Here is a 15,072-nt window from a genome sequence, read left to right as displayed (position 1 = left end):
ATGACATTTGATGCAGGAGATGCGGCAACAACAGACGCGAGCACGATTAAAGAGATCCTGCAATGGACGGATTTCGCCGACGCCTCCCGTGAACTCGCCGAAGCGGTGTTGAGGAGCGGATACAAGCCGGACGTCGTGATCGCCATTGCGCGCGGCGGACTGTTGCTCGCCGGCGCGATGTCGTACGCGCTCGGCACCAAGAACTGCGGCAGCATCAACGTCGAGTTCTACACCGGCGTCGACGAACGGTTGCCGAAGCCGGTGCTCTCTGCGCCGATGCTCGACGCTCCGGCGCTCGCCGGGAAACGGGTGCTGCTGGTCGATGACGTCTCGGACTCCGGCCACACGATGGCGATGGTCGTCGGGCTGCTCGGTGAGACTGCGATGGAGGTGCGCACGGCAACTCTCTATACCAAGCCGCGCACCGTGCACGTGCCCCATTTCACCTGGCGCACCACCGATGGCTGGATCGTTTTCCCCTGGTCGGCTTTGCCTCCGGTGCAGGTGGTCTGACCACCTCGGATTCACGCCACACTCGTCTACAAAGGGTGATGCCGCTCTCTTCCGCCCGGGCATAGCATGGTGCCGAATCCGGGGTCGATGAGTCTTCTTTTGCCTCGTGATCTGCACTTAATCACTGATGGAGGAGAGCACAATGGCGAAGAAGTTCGGCGGCGTTATCAATCTGGATATCAGGGACTCGGTTCCGGACTGGACGCCATACACGGCAGAGCGGGCACCTGACGGGTCGCCGAATGTTCTGATCATTCTGTTCGATGACACCGGAATGGCGGCCTGGTCGCCCTATGGCGGCCGCATTTCGATGCCGACGATGGACAAGCTCGCCGCAACCGGACTGACCTACACCCAGTGGCACACGACGGCGCTCTGCTCACCGACGCGGTCGAGCTTTCTGACCGGCCGCACGCACCACCAGAACGGTTTCGCCTCGATCTCGGAGGGCGCGACCGGCTATCCCGGCGCCAACTCGCACATCCCGATGGAGAATGCTTTTCTTGCAGAGGTACTGCGTGAAAAGGGCTGGAACACGTTCTGGGTGGGCAAGAACCACAACGTGCCGATCGACGAATGGCACGCCGGCGCCTCCAAGCGCAACTGGCCGCTCGCGCGTGGCTTCGATCGCTTCTACGGCTTCCTCGGCGGCGAAACGAACCAGTGGTATCCCGACCTGACCGAAGACAACCACAACGTCGACCAGCCGTATCTGCCGGATGACGGCTATCACCTCTCGAAGGACCTCGCCGACAAGGCGATCGAGTTCATCCGCGACTCGCAGCAGACCGCGCCGGAAAAGCCCTGGTACATGTTCTTCTGCCCCGGGGCCAACCACGCTCCGCACCACGCACCGCAGGAGTGGATCGACAAGTACAAAGGGCAGTTCGACGACGGCTATGAGGCCTACCGGGAGTGGGTGCTGCCGCGCATGATCGAGCGCGGCATCCTGCCGGAGGGCACCGATATCACCGAAATCAACCCGATGCCCGACGGTACCTTCGCGCCGGCCGACTCGGTGCGGCCGTGGGAAACCCTCTCCGCCGATGAGAAAGCACTGTTTGCGCGGATGGCCGAGGTCTACGCCGGATTCTCGTCGTACACCGACTACGAAACCGGCCGCATCATCGACTATCTCGAAGAGTCGGGCCAGCTCGACAACACCATCGTGATGTTCGCCGCCGACAACGGCGCATCCGGTGAGGGAAGCCCCGACGGCTCGGTGAACGAGGGCAAGTTCTTCAACGGGATCCCCGACGACATCGCGCAGAACCTGACGATGCTCGACAAGCTCGGTAGTCCAGACACCTACAACCACTACCCGACGGGTTGGGCGATGGCGTTCTCGACACCGTTCCGCATGTTCAAGCGCTACAGCTACCAGGGTGGTGTCGCCGACCCGCTGGTGATCAGTTGGCCGAAGGGGATCAAGGCGCGCGGCGAGGTACGCACGCAGTACCACCACGTCACCGACATCGTGCCGACTCTGCTTGAAGCGCTCGGGGTCGAGTTTCCGGAGGTCGTCAACGGCTACACCCAGACGCCGTTGCCCGGCGTTTCGATGGCGTACACCTTTGACTCGCCCGAGGCTCCCACGACCAAGCAGGTGCAGTACTACGAGATGCTCGGCACCCGTGCCCTCTGGCATGAGGGCTGGAAGGTGGTCGCCCTGCACGGACCCACGTCGGGCATCGGACATTTCGAGAAGGATGTGTGGCAGCTGTTCCACACCGACGAAGACCGTTCGGAGGCCGTCGACCTGGCCGATCAATATCCCGACAAGGTCGCCGAACTCGTCGCACTCTGGTTCGAGGAAGCCGGTAAGTACAACGTGCTGCCGCTCAACGACCTGACGGCCAAGGAGATCCTCGCGATGGAGATCCCGACGGTTGTTCCGCCCGGCGGCACCTACACCTACTATGCCGGCGCATCCGATGTGCCTGAGCGGATGGCGGCCAACGTGCACGGCGTCTCGTACACGATCGCCGTCGAGTTCGAGGCGACGGAGGCCGACGCCGAGGGCGTTCTCTTCGCCCAGGGTTCGCGGTTCGGCGGGCATTCGCTGTTCGTCAAGAACCGCAAGCTGTACTACGCCTACAACTTCTTGGGCATTCCGCCGGAGACGCAGTTCATCTCGGATGTCGAGGTGGGCGTCGGCAAGCATATCGCCGGCCTGGAGTTCGCGAAGGAATCGGTGGGGGAGTACGGCGTCTCGATCGGTACCGCGAAGCTCTACCTCGACAAGAAAGTGGTCGCCGAAGGCCCGTTGACCACGATGACCGGTCACTTCTCGCTCTGTGGCGAGGGATTGGCCATCGGACGGGATAGCGGTGACCCGGTCAGCAAGGAATACGACCACGGCTTCGACTACCGGGGCGGCACCATCGTCAAGGCGCAGGTGCACGTCGGTGACGACGCTTTCCTCGACATGGAGCGGATGCTCGAAGCGGCGATGGCACGCGACTAAGCCACTGCACTCGTCAGCATTGACGGCGGGCCGGCGCGATTTCGCTCCGGCCCGCTGTGTTGTCTGCCGTCAGGAAGCGGCGATGCCCACCACTGCAACCCCGCAGAGTGCCAGCCCAATGAGCTGGGTTCGGTTCGGTCGTTCGTGGAGCAGTAGGAATGCGAGAAGAACGGTGATTGCGGGATACAACGAGGTGACAACAGCGGCAAGGGTGAGGATCCCGAGCTGGCTGGCGTAGAAGTAGGAGACGGTTCCGGCGACGCCGAGGGCGCCGGTTGCCAGAACCAGCCAGCCGATCTTCGCTGACCTTGTTGGACGGGTCGGCTGCGTGAACGCGATCGTGATTCCGATCACGAGCAATGCTGCGGCTTGTCCGGCGGCCACCGGCCAGAGGCCATCCTGGTTGCCGGCTCGGTTCAACCCGATGAAGAGCACGCCGAAGCCGAGCCCGGCGATGCATCCGTCGAGCGCTCCAGCTCGGAATGGAGCCCCGTCGTGTGACGAGGCTCTCGAGACCAGCCAGATCGCCGGAAGCGCGACGATAACGCCGGCGATCGCGAGTGGGGGAAGGCGATCGCCGATGGCGACTCCAACCAGGGCCGGAAGTACAGCCGCCCCAACTGCCGAGATCGGGCCGGCCACCGACATCTCGCCTCGACTGAAGCCGCGATAGAGGGCGAGGCTGCCGATCGCGGTGCCCAGCCCGCTGAGGGCGCCCCACTCGACGGCGTCGGGATTGGGGAGAGTCGGGCTTGTCCACGGCAGCGTCGCGGCCACCATGATCAGCGCGACGACGATGGACGCGAGCGTTACCCACAGAAAATGAGCTCGGCGCGCGGCCAGGCCTGCGGTGAAATCGGAGACACCGTAGGTGAGCGCTGCGCTCAAGGCCAACGCGAGGGGGATCATGTCGGCGAACTTGTCATTGAAGTGGAAAATACCACCGGCGTTTCAGATCGGGAGACATTCTCGGAGGAGCGGTTTTGTCACGATGCCTGGCCAGGATCCGCGGTCAGGATGCCTGGCCAGGTCAGCGTCAGCGTCAGGAAAGGACGACCGGCTGCTGCAGCTCAGTCACCCAGTTCTCCTGGGAGTCCGGTCCCGCCACGATGTACACCTCGCGACAGACCCCCGCGAGCTGGTAGCCGTTGTCGTCGATCCAGGCGTGGAGGGCATCCCAGGAGTCTCCGATGGTCGCCATCGAACCGTAGTGAACTGTCGTGGCGGCGAGTTCGACCGCCGGCAAGTCGACGATGCTGAAGCCGGCATCCGCAACGACGCTCTGGCCCACCGGGTAGGCAGCATTGGCGCGCGCGCCTTCGCCGTCACCAGACTCAAGAGCCTCGTATCTCGCGATGGGATTCGGGCTCAGCCCGACTCCCGCAGCGGTGAGGTCGCGGCGTAGGCGGTCGAAGAGCGGTCCGATGACCGGGCCGATGTTCTCCGACCCGAAGCCCGGAGCGAGGGCGCTCGCTTGTGCGACATGCTGTGCGGGCAGTGATTTGAGTGCGGTGGTGATCGTTGACATTGATGGTTCTCCTTCGATGTGACGGATTCGCGCGTCGAGTCGGCGCAGGCGTGCTGCGTCGAGGTCGAGCTGCCGGCCGAGCTCCGAGCGCTGGTTGGTGAGCATCGTGTGCAGGGCATCGTTGTCGCAATCGCCACGCACAATCTGAGCTACCTCATCGAGCCGGAATCCGAGGTCTTTGAACGCCACGATGGAGCCAAGGACCGCGAACTGTGCACCTTCGTACCAGCGGTACCCGGTGAAGGGGTCTACGTGGGCCGGGGTGAGCAGGCCGATCTCGTCGTAGTGTCTGAGCATCCGCACGGACACCCTGCCGATCGACGCGAATTCTCCGATGCTGAACATGATGTCTCCGACGATTCCGCCTCACACTGTGTGAGAGTCAACCGCCATTGTGAATCCTTCTACGAATCAGGGGCCGCTAGCCCTGCGCGTGTCTGAAGTCGGGGTGTCGAGACAGCAGCCGTCACGTCAACCGATATGTTTGGTGGGCTCACGGTGCAGGCGCTTCTCGGTTTTCTCGAAGGTGGAGCGGGACCGGTGGGTGAACGCTCACTGGATCATGCGCGATACGACGATGGAGTACGCATGACGGTCAGCGACCCAGGCGAGACGGTCGAGAGCAGGCGCAGCCGCCAGCGCAGACATCAATTCTCGCTCGTCGTGATCCTGATCATGTTGGTCACCGTCGGCGCTGCGCTGGTGGCGGTGGGTCCTTTTGGTGGCAGAGGGTTTGTCATATCGACAATCGGCGCGGCAGCAATCGTCGCGACCCTGGTTCTCTACCAGCGGCGCATTCTTGGTGAGATGCGGACCGCCATTCTCCGACAGGACCCGAGTGCGACAGTCGTCCTGGGCCAACTGGCCCGAACCTCGCCCGCTCCCGCGACGATCGCTGGTTTCCGCCGGAGCCCTTCGCTCAACCGCAGCATCTGGCAGGCCGGAGTGTCGATCCGCGACACCTCGTTGGAGACGTGGGCCTGGGACGGTCGAACTCCGCGTCGAGCCAGTCGGATCCCGCGTTCGTCGATCACGTCGGTGACGATCGGCCCTGCTCATGGCATGACCCGGCTTCATGATTGTCTTCGCATCGAATGGGTGGATCACGAAACAACACGATGGATCGAGCTCGCGCTCATCGACCTGGATTGCATGATTCCCCGCTTCCTGAGCGATGCGTCGATCGCTCGGGCCGCCGGCGGACTCATTGGCGACACTCCGCAACCCCAGCAATCGCCCTGATGAGCGATGACGCGGCGTTGACGCCAAAGAAGATGCGACTTCGGTACTCAGGACGTTGCCGAACATGCGCGGTTGAACTCCCGGCTGGGTCGATGGCGGTATACGAGCGAGAGACCAAGACTGTGGTCTGCCTGCGGTGCGCTGCGGATTCTCCCTCTGTCGCTTTGGAGTTCGCCAGCTCGATCGAAGCTGAGCCATTGGACCGCTCGGTGATTGGAAGTGCGGAATTGCAGGCAGAGCCGTTCGAAGTCTTCACGGGCAACGCTGGCGCCTCTGCGAGGCGGGAACACGAGCGACGCAAACACCGGCGCGAAGCGAAAGTCCGTGACGCACATCCATTTCTCGGAAATTTCATCCTCGCGGTGAGCAATGACCCGCAAAGTACCAGGGCGTGGGACACCGGAGCGCGAGGGGAAGAAATTCTGGGCGCGCGTCTCGACAGGCTCGCTGGGGGTGGCATTCATGTTTTGCACGACCGTCGCATCCCGCTCACGAGAGCGAACATCGATCACATTGTTGTCTGCCCCTCTGGAATCTTCGTTATCGACGCAAAGAAGTATCGAGATCGTCCAACTCTGCGGGGCGAAGGAGGATTGATCCGCCCTCGGGTCGAAAAGCTGATGGTCGGATCACGCGACCGCACGAATCTGGTCGGCGGTGTACGCAATCAGGTCCACCTCGTCAGATCTGCGCTCGAAGACGCCGGCCTTGAGGGAATCCCTGTGCGTGGAGTCCTGTGTTTCATAGAGGCCGACTGGCCTCTTTTCGGAGGCGCCTTCACGATCGCCGACGTCCATGTCCTCTGGCCGAGGAAGGCAGCCGAGTACGTCTTGAGGCCGGGGTCAGTTGACGATTTCACTGCGCGGCTCGTTCAACGCGCGCTCGCGTCATCCTTCCCGCCTGCCTGAGAGTTCGGATTCAATTGTCGAAGAATGAGGCGCTGACGCCTGCGAGCGAAATGGACGACAGCTTCACGGGATTTGCCTTTACAACGCAACGGCGACGACAGGCCCGGACGGGCTGACAGCTTGCACCGCCTACTCTTGAAGCATGAGTGTGCACCTGGTAGGCGGCGGCTGGGCCCCCGAGAATTTTGAAGCAGTATTCGAACAGTTCGTCGCCGAGGCGACGGCACGCGGCGTGGCGGCAGGTCGCACCGAGCCCAAGATCGCGCTGATCGCCGTGCGCGACGGCGACGCCTCAGAGCACGCTGCACAGCTGGGCGCCGCACTCGCCGCCGGCGGTCCGATCGAGGCCAAGGTCGCGGCGCTGGCACACGATCAGCTCGCCGAGCTGATCCACGTTGCGGATGTCGATGGCATCGTCATCGGCGGAGGACTCACCCCCGCCTACCTCACGGCTATCACCCCGATCGCGGGCGAGATCCGTCGCCAGGTTTCTGCCGGCATCCCGTACCTCGGCTTCTCGGCCGGAGCCGCGATTGCCGCCGAGCGTGCCCTCATCGGCGGCTGGCGCATCGGCGGAGTCGAGGTCAGCAACGAAGACGGTTCGGAAGGCCTCGACGAGGTGACCTTCGCGCAGGGAATCGGCCTGCTCGACGTCACGGTTGAGGTGCACGCGGCGCAGTGGGGCAACCTGTCCCGGCTGATCGCCGCCACCGAAGCAGGACTCGTCGACGGCGGGCTCGCCATCGACGAGAACACGGCGCTGGTCGTCGGTGAAGGCGCCCTCGGTGTCGTCGGAGCGGGCAGCGTCTGGCGCGTCAGCCAGGCCGACGGCGGCGTGCTCGTGAGCACCTTCGGCGCGTAGCAACCGGCATGATGCTGTTCGATTCGGACTTCGGCCGTGAGACCGATCCGGCTGCAGGCGATCCGGCGGCTCTTGAGCCGCCCGCGCTCGACGCCGACTGGGCGGCGGCACTTGAACCCGTCTCCTTCGAACTGAACGCCGTGCAGAGCTTCGTTCAAGCCGAACGGGAGGCCGGCCGAGAGGTGTTGCCGGCACCGCAGAACGTGTTGCGCGTCTTCACCCGACCGCTCGATGCGGTGCGCGTCGTGATCGTCGGCCAAGATCCCTATCCGACGCCGGGACATCCGATCGGCCTGTCGTTCGCCGTCGACCCGGCGGTGCGCCCGTTGCCGCGAAGCCTGTCGAACATTTACCGGGAGCTGCAGGACGACCTCGGCCTGACTCCGCCCGCGCACGGCGATCTCAGTGCCTGGGCCGACCAGGGCGTGCTGCTGCTCAACCGCGTGCTGACCGTGGGCGCCGGCGAGGCCGGTTCGCACCGCAAGCGCGGCTGGGAAGCCGTCACCGACCAGGCCGTGCGCGCGCTCGTCGATCGGGAACGCCCGCTCGTCGCCATCCTCTGGGGCAAGGATGCTCAGGCACTTGGCCCGCTCTTCGGAACGACGCCATTGATCGAATCGGCGCATCCCAGTCCGTTGTCGGCACGCCGCGGATTCTTCGGTTCCCGACCGTTCAGCCGCACGAACGCACTGCTCGCCGAGCAAGGCGCGGTCGGCGTCGACTGGAGTCTCGGTTAGCCTTGATGAAGAACGAGAGGGTGTTGCACGGTGCTTGAAGAGGAATATCAGCCACGTCGCCGACTGCCCCGGCACCTGCAACCTGAGCCCACGCCCGAGGCGCCGTTCGCCTACACGCTGCGCCTTGTCGAGGCTCCCGATCTGCCGTACATTCGGGAAATTTACAACTATTACGTGGCGAACAGCACTGTCACCTTCGATGAAGACCCCATGACTCTGGCCGAGTGGCGCGACAAGTTCTATTACCTCTCGCGGCTCGGGATGCCGTTCATCGCCGCAGTCTCACCGAGCGGGCAAATTCTCGGTTATGCGCTCGTTACCCCGTGGAAGCAGAAAAAGGCATACCGATTCACGGTCGAGAACTCGATCTACCTCGGCCCGGCGTCGACCGGCAAGGGTCTCGGCCGCGTGCTGCTCGCCGAGCTGCTCGACCGTTCGAAGGCGGCGGGTCTGCGCGAGGTCATCGCGGTGGTCGCCGATCAGGGTGCCGACGCGTCGATCAAGCTGCACGAGAGCTTCGGCTTCGAAGAGATCGGGCGGATGGGCAAGGTTGGCTTCAAGTTCGAGCGCTGGCTCGGCACCGTGTTGCTGCAGAAGAGCCTGAAGTAGGGCGTCGAACCGGTCGGCTGCCGATCCGCTGCGCCGAGTGTCGCCGTTCGCGCCGACGATCGCCGCTGCAACGGCGGCTATCGGCTGTAACGGCGATTCTCGAAAAGTGACCAGGCCTATCCGGTGCGACCCGGCGCCGACATCCGCCCGGTGACAGTCACGACGGCGCGACGCGGTGCGAGGGTCGCCATCCGAGCGAACACCGCGTTCTGTGCGCCGCTGATTGAGTGCAGCGGTGTGGTGGCGCGGTCGAGCGCGGTGAAGGTGGTGGCCATCACTTCATCGACGGTGAGGAACTTGCCGAATGCCGCGTCGTGATTCTGCGCCACATCGAAGAACTCGGTGTCGACCGGGCCGGGGCAGACGGTGGTCACCTTGAGGCCGGTGCGCCGGGTTTCGTACCAGATTGCCTGCGTGAAACTCACGACGTAGGCCTTCGTCGCCCCATAGACGGCCATCCGCGGCACCGGTTGGAAGGCGGCCGTGCTCGCCACGTTCACCAGGGCTGCGCCATGGGGATGCGTCGTGGCAGTGGTCAGCAGATCGGGCAAGAACGCGTGAGTGAGAGCCGTCAATGCGACAACGTTGACGGCGATTTCGTCCATCTCGCGCCCGGCATCCGCATCGACGAAGTTGCCGTAGGTGCCGAAGCCGGCGGAGTTGATCAGGCTGCCGATGGTGATCGAGCGCTCGCGGAGGTCGTCGACGAGCTGGGGGACTGACTCCGGCAGCGACAGGTCGAGCGGGATCACCGTCGACGTGGCACCGTATTTCTCGGCCAGATCGACGGCCAACGCTTCCAGCCGGTCTTGTCGGCGAGCCACGAGCACGAGGTCGGCGCCACGCTCGGCCATCGCGTGCGCGTAGCCGATGCCGAGACCGCTCGAGGCGCCGGTGACCAGCGCGGTGGTTCCCATGGGGTTGAAATGTGCGCGCGCCATGCTCTGAGGCTAGTCGTCCCCGCTTCCGGGCGACAGAGTGGCCTTCATCGCCCGGCCTAACATTGAGGCATGACGAATGCGCCACTCGACCTGCCGGCCAAACACACGGTGCTGCGTTCTTTCGCGGGGCACCTCGAGGCTGAACCCGACGCCGTCTTCGACTTGCTGCTTGAGAAGCTGGCGGCCGGCGACGAGAACGGCGGGCACTTTCTCGCCGACCCGGCCGAGCGTTTCATCGTCGTGCAGGGCGACTGGTGGTATCGCGGCGAGTACCGCGTGCTGCCTGAAGAAGACGGGAACGGCACACGTGTCGAACACGAGATCTTGAACGTCGCACAGATCGCGCATTGGGCCGGAGCGCTCACCGGCCGGTCGGTCGTCGCCGGGGCTCCGGCAGCGTTCGGCCGGCTGCTGACCGAGATCGACGCGGAACTGAGCGAAGACTCCGACGCGGAATAGCCGAGCGCCTCGGCCCGAACGTGTCACGCCGTAGGCTCGACGCATGACTGAGCTTCACGATCTAACCGCGCTTGAGCAGTGGCAGGGGCTGCAGAAAGGTGAGATCGGCGTCGTCGAGCTGACCGAGCATTACCTCGCCCGAATCAACACGCTGAATCCGGCGCTCGGCGCGTTCGTCACAGTGACGGATGAGGCGGCGCGGGTCAGAGCCGCGGACGTCGCGACACACGTGCCCCGCACGGCGTCCCTGTGGGGGTTGCCGTTTGGCGATAAAGATCTGCAGCAACGGGCGGGGGTTCCCGCCCGATACGGTTCGCGACTGATGGCCGACTTCGTGCCGACGGAGTCGGACGACCTCGTGCAGGCGCTCGATGACGCCGGCGCGGTGAGCCTCGGCAAGACCGCGACACCCGAGTTCGGCATGCCGTCGTACACCGAGACCCTGGCCGGCCCGCCGGCACGGAATCCCTGGGACTCAACCCTCGGTTCCGGTGGCTCCAGTGGCGGGGCCGCCGTCGCCGTGGCTGCCCGGATGCTGCCCTTCGCGCCGGGGTCGGACGGCGGCGGTTCCGTACGTATTCCCGCAGCGGCATGTGGGCTGGTCGGGCTCAAGCCATCGCGCGGACGCGTGCCCGCCGCATCCGGTGTCGACAAGCTGGCCGGGCTTCCCGTGGCCGGCCCGCTCGCGCGCACCGTGGCGGATGCCGCGCTGTTGCTCGATGCGATGATCGCGCCGCTCGGCGGCCGGCCCGACCACCACTTCACGTTGCGTTCGCCGGGTGACGACGGAGGCCCCCTGCTGGCAGCCGCCGTGCGCGGCGAGGGCCGGTTTCAGCTCGGTGTGATGACGACGTCGGCGTGGGACAACGCCTATTCCATTGAGATCGCGCCGGAAGCACGGGCGGCCCTCGACCTGGCCGTCTCCGAATTGGCGGCACTTGGACACGGCCTGGAGCAGACGGCGCTCGCGCCCGATGACAGCTACGCCCCGGCGTTCCGCACGATTTGGCAGGCCGGAGCTGCCAGCATCCCGGCAGAGAGCGACGAGCAGGAACAGCTACTCGAACCGCTCACCCGCTGGCTGATGCACCGGGGGCGGGCGCTCTCGGCGCGCGATCTGGCCGAAGCTCTTGCCGCGTTGTCGGCCTACGAACGGTCATTCATCCGACAGCTGTCGCGGTTCGACGCGGTACTGACTCCCGCTCTGGCGTTGGCCCCGCGGCCGATCGGCTGGTACGACGCCCACGACGGCGAGGCGAACTTCGCTCAGCAGGTGCAGTACACGCCCTTCACCTCGATGGTCAACGTGAGCGGGCTGCCCGCCATCGTGCTGCCGGTCGCCGAGACGGCCGACGGGCTGCCGATGGGGGTGCAGCTGATCGGGCGTCCGGGGGGCGAGGCGACCCTGCTCGCGCTCGGCGCGCAACTGGAGCGGCGCCTGCGCTGGCAGCACCGGGTGCCGGCCGTCGCGCGGGCGTGACAGCGCGTCATCTCTCTTCCCTCGAACTGTGCCGAATTACCGTTTGCCCGTTGTTTTGAATAACTCAAGACAACTTGGTAGATTGAGGTCATGACACACACCGTGACGGATGCCTCGGGGGCAGACGAACTGAGCGAGCGCATCCGCGCGGCTTCGCTCAAAGTCACGGCGACTCGTCGCTCGGTGCTGGCTGCCTTGAGTGCGGCTCCGCACACGAGTGCCGACACCATCTTCGCCGCGGTCGTGACCGAGCTGCCCGGCACCTCGCTGCAGGCGGTCTACGGAGTGCTCACCGCCTTCACCGCCGCCGGCCTCGTGCGCCGCATCGAACCGGCCGGCTCGGCTGCCCTCTACGAGTGCCGCATCGGTGACAACCACCATCACCTGGTCTGCACGCACTGTTCCGCGGTGCAGGATGTCGATTGCGTGGTCGGGGGAGCGCCGTGCCTGACGCCGTCCGACACGGGCGGTTTCGCCATCCACACGGCGGAGGTCACGTTCTGGGGCCTCTGCGCTGCGTGCCAGACCGGCGCCGCGGAGGCCGCACTCGCCGCACCCGCGTCATCCGCGGCCGCGCCGACAACATCCGCGCCCGCACCCACAGCATCCGCTCCGGACGCCCACTAGTTTTCTTTGCCTCATCTGCCCATCACCATCCCTTCGAGATAAGGATCAGAATGACTGAACCCACCACCACCCAGACGGGCGCGCCCGTTGCCAGCGACGACCACTCGCTGACCGTCGGCACCGATGGCGTCACCGCGCTGCACGACCGCTACCTGGTCGAGAAGCTCGCGCAGTTCAACCGTGAGCGCATCCCGGAGCGCATCGTGCACGCCAAGGGCGGCGGGGCATTCGGTACGTTCGAGGTCACCGGCGACGTGTCGGCGTACACCCGCGCCGCAGTGTTCCAGCCGGGCACCGTCACCCAGACCATGCAGCGCTTCTCCAGCGTTGCCGGCGAGCAGGGTTCGCCCGACACCTGGCGCGACGTGCGTGGCTTCTCGGTCAAGTTCTACACGACAGAGGGCAACTACGACATCGTCGGAAACAACACCCCGGTGTTCTTCATCCGCGATGGCATCAAGTTCCCCGACTTCATCCACTCGCAGAAGCGCCTGCCGGGCTCCGGCCTCCGCGACGCCGACATGCAGTGGGACTTCTGGACCCTGTCGCCGGAATCCGCACACCAGGTCACGTACCTGATGGGCGACCGCGGCCTGCCGCGCTCCTGGCGTGAAATGCCCGGCTTCGGCTCGCACACCTACCAGTGGATCAACGCTGCGGGCGAGCGCTTCTGGGTGAAGTACCACTTCACGTCGAACCAGGGCAACATCGAGATCGACGGAACCGAAGCCGAGCTCATCGCCGGTGCCGACGCCGACTACTACCGTCGCGACCTCTACGAGGCCATCGAAGCCGGCAACTTCCCGTCGTGGGATGTCTCCGTTCAGGTCATGCCGTACGAAGAGGGCAAGACCTACCGTTTCAACCCGTTCGACCTCACCAAGGTTTGGCCGCACGCCGACTACCCGCTGATCAAGATCGGCACGCACACCCTCGACCGCAACCCGGAGAACTTCTTCGCGCAGATCGAGCAGGTTGCACTGTCGCCCGCGAACCTGGTTCCCGGCATCGACGCCAGCCCCGACAAGATGCTGATGGCCCGCATCTTCTCCTACCCCGACGCACAGCGCTACCGCCTCGGTGCCAACTACAACCAGATCCCGGTGAACTCGCCGATCGCTCCGGTGAACAACTACTCACAGGATGGCGCCGCCCGCCACGGCTTCAACTCGCCGAGCACCCCGGTCTACGCGCCGAACTCGCTCGGCGGACCCGCCGCTGACCCGGCAGCTGCCGGAACCGGTGGCTGGGAGAACGACGGCGAACTGCTGCGCGCTGCTGCAGTGCTCCGCTCGGAGGACAGCGACTTCGGCCAGGCCGGAACGCTCTACCGCGAGGTCTTCGACGACGCCGCCAAGGGTCGCTTCCTGGCGACCATCACGGATGCCGTCAGCGGCGTCACCCGTCCCGAGGTGCGCGAGCGCGCCATCTGGTACTGGTCCAGCGTTGACGCAGAGCTCGGCGCAGCACTGCGCTCGAACCTCGAGGCACTCGACCTGGTCAACGCCGGCGAGTAGCTCTGCACCTGCAGCATCGGTTCTGAATCACTGATTCTGAACCACAACGAACGCCCGACCTTTTCGAAGGTTGGGCGTTCGTCGTTTCATGCACGTGCGCCCCGCGAGCCCGCAGTTGTCGGAGCCTCGGGCGCGCCCAGGCTCCGACAACTGCAAGCTCGCGGGGGCGGCAACCTCGTAGAGGTGAGTTAGGTAAGGCTTGCCTATGTTGGTTATAGTGAGTGTCATGCTCGGTCACGACCTCACCCTCTCCTACCACGGCGCACCCGTCGTGCACAGCGCCCACATTGACCTGGCCCCCGGGCAGATCACCGCGCTGATCGGCGCCAACGGCAGCGGAAAGTCGACCCTGCTGCGCGCCCTTGCCCGACTTCACACGCCCGACTCCGGCACCGTCTTTCTGAGCGACGATTCCAGCAGTCCGGATGCCGCGCCCACTCTCACCGCGGCCAACGGCGTCGACGCCCTCACTTTGACCAGCCGCGAATTCGCCCGCCGGGTCACCCTGCTTTCGCAGAGCCGGGCCACCCCGACCGGACTGACCGTGCGCGAGGTCGTCGATTTCGGACGCCACCCGCACCGGGGCCGCTGGGTGCGCGGAGATGCCGATGGTGCGGCTGCGGTGCAGCACGCGATGACCGTCACCGGCATCAGCGACCTTGCCGACCGGCAGGTTGAGCAGCTCTCCGGTGGGCAGCTGCAGCGCGTCTGGTTGGCCAGCTGTCTGGCTCAGGACACGACGGTACTGCTTCTCGATGAGCCGACCACCTACCTCGACCTGCGCTACCAGGTCGAGCTCCTCGACTTGATTCGCGACCTGGCCGAACTCCACGGCGTGACCATCGGCATCGTGCTGCATGACCTCGACCAGGCGGCACTGATCGCCGACCGGGTGATTCTGCTCGACGCGGGCCGCATCGTCGCGGCCGGAACGCCGGGCGAGGTCTTCGTCGGCGACGTGCTCAGCTCGGCCTACGGCATCCGGATCGACGTCGATGTCGATGCCGACAGCGGCCTGATTCGCTCACGGCCGATCGGCCGCCATGATCGCCGCCGCGCCGAAAGCCACGACCACGACCACGGCCACGGCCACGACGAACGCAGCGTTCACCGCCACGACCAACGCAGCAGCGCTCACAGTGTGGCGGTCAACGCCTAGCGTCACCTGCTGCCCCGACACTC

General features: G+C 65.3%; 15 protein-coding genes. 12 read left to right on the top strand and 3 right to left on the bottom strand.

Annotated features, from left to right (window positions below):
* Both AB4Y63_RS12540 and AB4Y63_RS12535 read left to right on the top strand, forming a co-directional pair.
* Positions 1–513, top strand: coding sequence for a phosphoribosyltransferase (locus tag AB4Y63_RS12540; protein WP_441791380.1), 513 nt, complete (start codon positions 1–3; stop codon positions 511–513).
* A 142-nt stretch (positions 514–655) separates the two neighbouring features.
* Positions 656–2,980, top strand: a complete 2,325-nt coding sequence (locus AB4Y63_RS12535; protein ID WP_441791379.1) for an arylsulfatase — start codon at positions 656–658, stop codon at positions 2,978–2,980.
* A 69-nt stretch (positions 2,981–3,049) separates the two neighbouring features.
* On the opposite strand, the gene AB4Y63_RS12530 is transcribed toward AB4Y63_RS12535, so the two are convergent.
* Together AB4Y63_RS12530 and AB4Y63_RS12525 are read right to left on the bottom strand one after the other, a co-directional pair.
* Positions 3,050–3,889: an EamA family transporter gene (locus AB4Y63_RS12530; protein WP_441791378.1), complete on the bottom strand. Its 840-nt coding sequence runs from the start codon at positions 3,887–3,889 to the stop codon at positions 3,050–3,052.
* Between the two features lie 133 nt (positions 3,890–4,022).
* On the bottom strand, positions 4,023–4,853 hold the full coding sequence (locus tag AB4Y63_RS12525; protein WP_441791377.1) for a MerR family transcriptional regulator: 831 nt from the start codon (positions 4,851–4,853) through the stop codon (positions 4,023–4,025).
* A gap of 243 nt (positions 4,854–5,096) precedes the next feature.
* Here AB4Y63_RS12525 and AB4Y63_RS12520 point away from each other — a divergent pair, with 243 nt between their 5' ends.
* From AB4Y63_RS12520 to AB4Y63_RS12500, 5 genes are all read left to right on the top strand, one after another.
* Positions 5,097–5,750, top strand: coding sequence for a hypothetical protein (locus AB4Y63_RS12520; RefSeq protein ID WP_441791376.1), 654 nt, complete (start codon positions 5,097–5,099; stop codon positions 5,748–5,750).
* 92 nt (positions 5,751–5,842) lie between these two features.
* On the top strand, positions 5,843–6,658 hold the full coding sequence (locus AB4Y63_RS12515) for a nuclease-related domain-containing protein (RefSeq protein ID WP_441791375.1): 816 nt from the start codon (positions 5,843–5,845) through the stop codon (positions 6,656–6,658).
* A gap of 142 nt (positions 6,659–6,800) precedes the next feature.
* Positions 6,801–7,520, top strand: a complete 720-nt coding sequence (locus tag AB4Y63_RS12510; RefSeq protein WP_441791374.1) for a Type 1 glutamine amidotransferase-like domain-containing protein — start codon at positions 6,801–6,803, stop codon at positions 7,518–7,520.
* 14 nt (positions 7,521–7,534) lie between these two features.
* Positions 7,535–8,257, top strand: a complete 723-nt coding sequence (locus AB4Y63_RS12505) for a uracil-DNA glycosylase (protein ID WP_441791457.1) — start codon at positions 7,535–7,537, stop codon at positions 8,255–8,257.
* 30 nt (positions 8,258–8,287) lie between these two features.
* The gene (locus AB4Y63_RS12500; protein ID WP_441791373.1) at positions 8,288–8,866 is read left to right on the top strand and encodes a GNAT family N-acetyltransferase; all 579 of its coding nucleotides are present in this window, start codon (positions 8,288–8,290) and stop codon (positions 8,864–8,866) included.
* A gap of 116 nt (positions 8,867–8,982) precedes the next feature.
* Here the strand turns inward: AB4Y63_RS12500 and AB4Y63_RS12495 are convergent, their stop codons facing one another.
* Positions 8,983–9,807 (bottom strand): SDR family NAD(P)-dependent oxidoreductase, encoded by an 825-nt coding sequence (locus tag AB4Y63_RS12495; RefSeq protein ID WP_441791372.1) that lies wholly within the window; start codon positions 9,805–9,807, stop codon positions 8,983–8,985.
* A gap of 69 nt (positions 9,808–9,876) precedes the next feature.
* On the opposite strand from AB4Y63_RS12495, the gene AB4Y63_RS12490 reads away from it, so the two are divergent.
* The 5 genes from AB4Y63_RS12490 (at position 9,877) to AB4Y63_RS12470 (ending at position 15,049) form a co-directional block, all read left to right on the top strand.
* The gene (locus AB4Y63_RS12490; protein ID WP_441791371.1) at positions 9,877–10,266 is read left to right on the top strand and encodes a hypothetical protein; all 390 of its coding nucleotides are present in this window, start codon (positions 9,877–9,879) and stop codon (positions 10,264–10,266) included.
* A gap of 43 nt (positions 10,267–10,309) precedes the next feature.
* Positions 10,310–11,746 (top strand): amidase, encoded by a 1,437-nt coding sequence (locus tag AB4Y63_RS12485; RefSeq protein WP_441791370.1) that lies wholly within the window; start codon positions 10,310–10,312, stop codon positions 11,744–11,746.
* A gap of 90 nt (positions 11,747–11,836) precedes the next feature.
* Positions 11,837–12,373 carry a Fur family transcriptional regulator gene (locus AB4Y63_RS12480; RefSeq protein ID WP_441791369.1) on the top strand — a complete coding sequence of 179 codons (537 nt, stop codon included), beginning with the start codon at positions 11,837–11,839 and terminating at the stop codon, positions 12,371–12,373.
* A gap of 50 nt (positions 12,374–12,423) precedes the next feature.
* Entirely contained in the window at positions 12,424–13,890 is a 1,467-nt protein-coding gene (locus AB4Y63_RS12475) for a catalase (protein WP_441791368.1), read from the top strand.
* A gap of 226 nt (positions 13,891–14,116) precedes the next feature.
* The gene (locus AB4Y63_RS12470) at positions 14,117–15,049 is read left to right on the top strand and encodes an ABC transporter ATP-binding protein (RefSeq protein WP_441791367.1); all 933 of its coding nucleotides are present in this window, start codon (positions 14,117–14,119) and stop codon (positions 15,047–15,049) included.
* Positions 15,050–15,072: the final 23 nt, after the last annotated feature.

Origin of the sequence: Leifsonia sp. YAF41 (genome assembly GCF_052113185.1) — a bacterium.
In the GTDB taxonomy this organism is placed as follows: domain Bacteria; phylum Actinomycetota; class Actinomycetes; order Actinomycetales; family Microbacteriaceae; genus Cryobacterium.
Note: the sequence above shows the minus strand (reverse complement) of the source record. Positions and strands in the feature narration are given on the sequence as shown.

Coding starts and splice junctions, on each gene's coding strand:
- AB4Y63_RS12540 (WP_441791380.1), top strand. CDS start 1: ATGACATTTGATGCAGGAGATGCGGCAACAACAGACGCGAGCACGATT.
- AB4Y63_RS12535 (WP_441791379.1), top strand. CDS start 656: ATGGCGAAGAAGTTCGGCGGCGTTATCAATCTGGATATCAGGGACTCG.
- AB4Y63_RS12530 (WP_441791378.1), bottom strand. CDS start 3,889: ATGATCCCCCTCGCGTTGGCCTTGAGCGCAGCGCTCACCTACGGTGTC.
- AB4Y63_RS12525 (WP_441791377.1), bottom strand. CDS start 4,853: ATGTTCAGCATCGGAGAATTCGCGTCGATCGGCAGGGTGTCCGTGCGG.
- AB4Y63_RS12520 (WP_441791376.1), top strand. CDS start 5,097: ATGACGGTCAGCGACCCAGGCGAGACGGTCGAGAGCAGGCGCAGCCGC.
- AB4Y63_RS12515 (WP_441791375.1), top strand. CDS start 5,843: ATGGCGGTATACGAGCGAGAGACCAAGACTGTGGTCTGCCTGCGGTGC.
- AB4Y63_RS12510 (WP_441791374.1), top strand. CDS start 6,801: ATGAGTGTGCACCTGGTAGGCGGCGGCTGGGCCCCCGAGAATTTTGAA.
- AB4Y63_RS12495 (WP_441791372.1), bottom strand. CDS start 9,807: ATGGCGCGCGCACATTTCAACCCCATGGGAACCACCGCGCTGGTCACC.
- AB4Y63_RS12490 (WP_441791371.1), top strand. CDS start 9,877: ATGACGAATGCGCCACTCGACCTGCCGGCCAAACACACGGTGCTGCGT.
- AB4Y63_RS12485 (WP_441791370.1), top strand. CDS start 10,310: ATGACTGAGCTTCACGATCTAACCGCGCTTGAGCAGTGGCAGGGGCTG.
- AB4Y63_RS12480 (WP_441791369.1), top strand. CDS start 11,837: ATGACACACACCGTGACGGATGCCTCGGGGGCAGACGAACTGAGCGAG.
- AB4Y63_RS12475 (WP_441791368.1), top strand. CDS start 12,424: ATGACTGAACCCACCACCACCCAGACGGGCGCGCCCGTTGCCAGCGAC.
- AB4Y63_RS12470 (WP_441791367.1), top strand. CDS start 14,117: ATGCTCGGTCACGACCTCACCCTCTCCTACCACGGCGCACCCGTCGTG.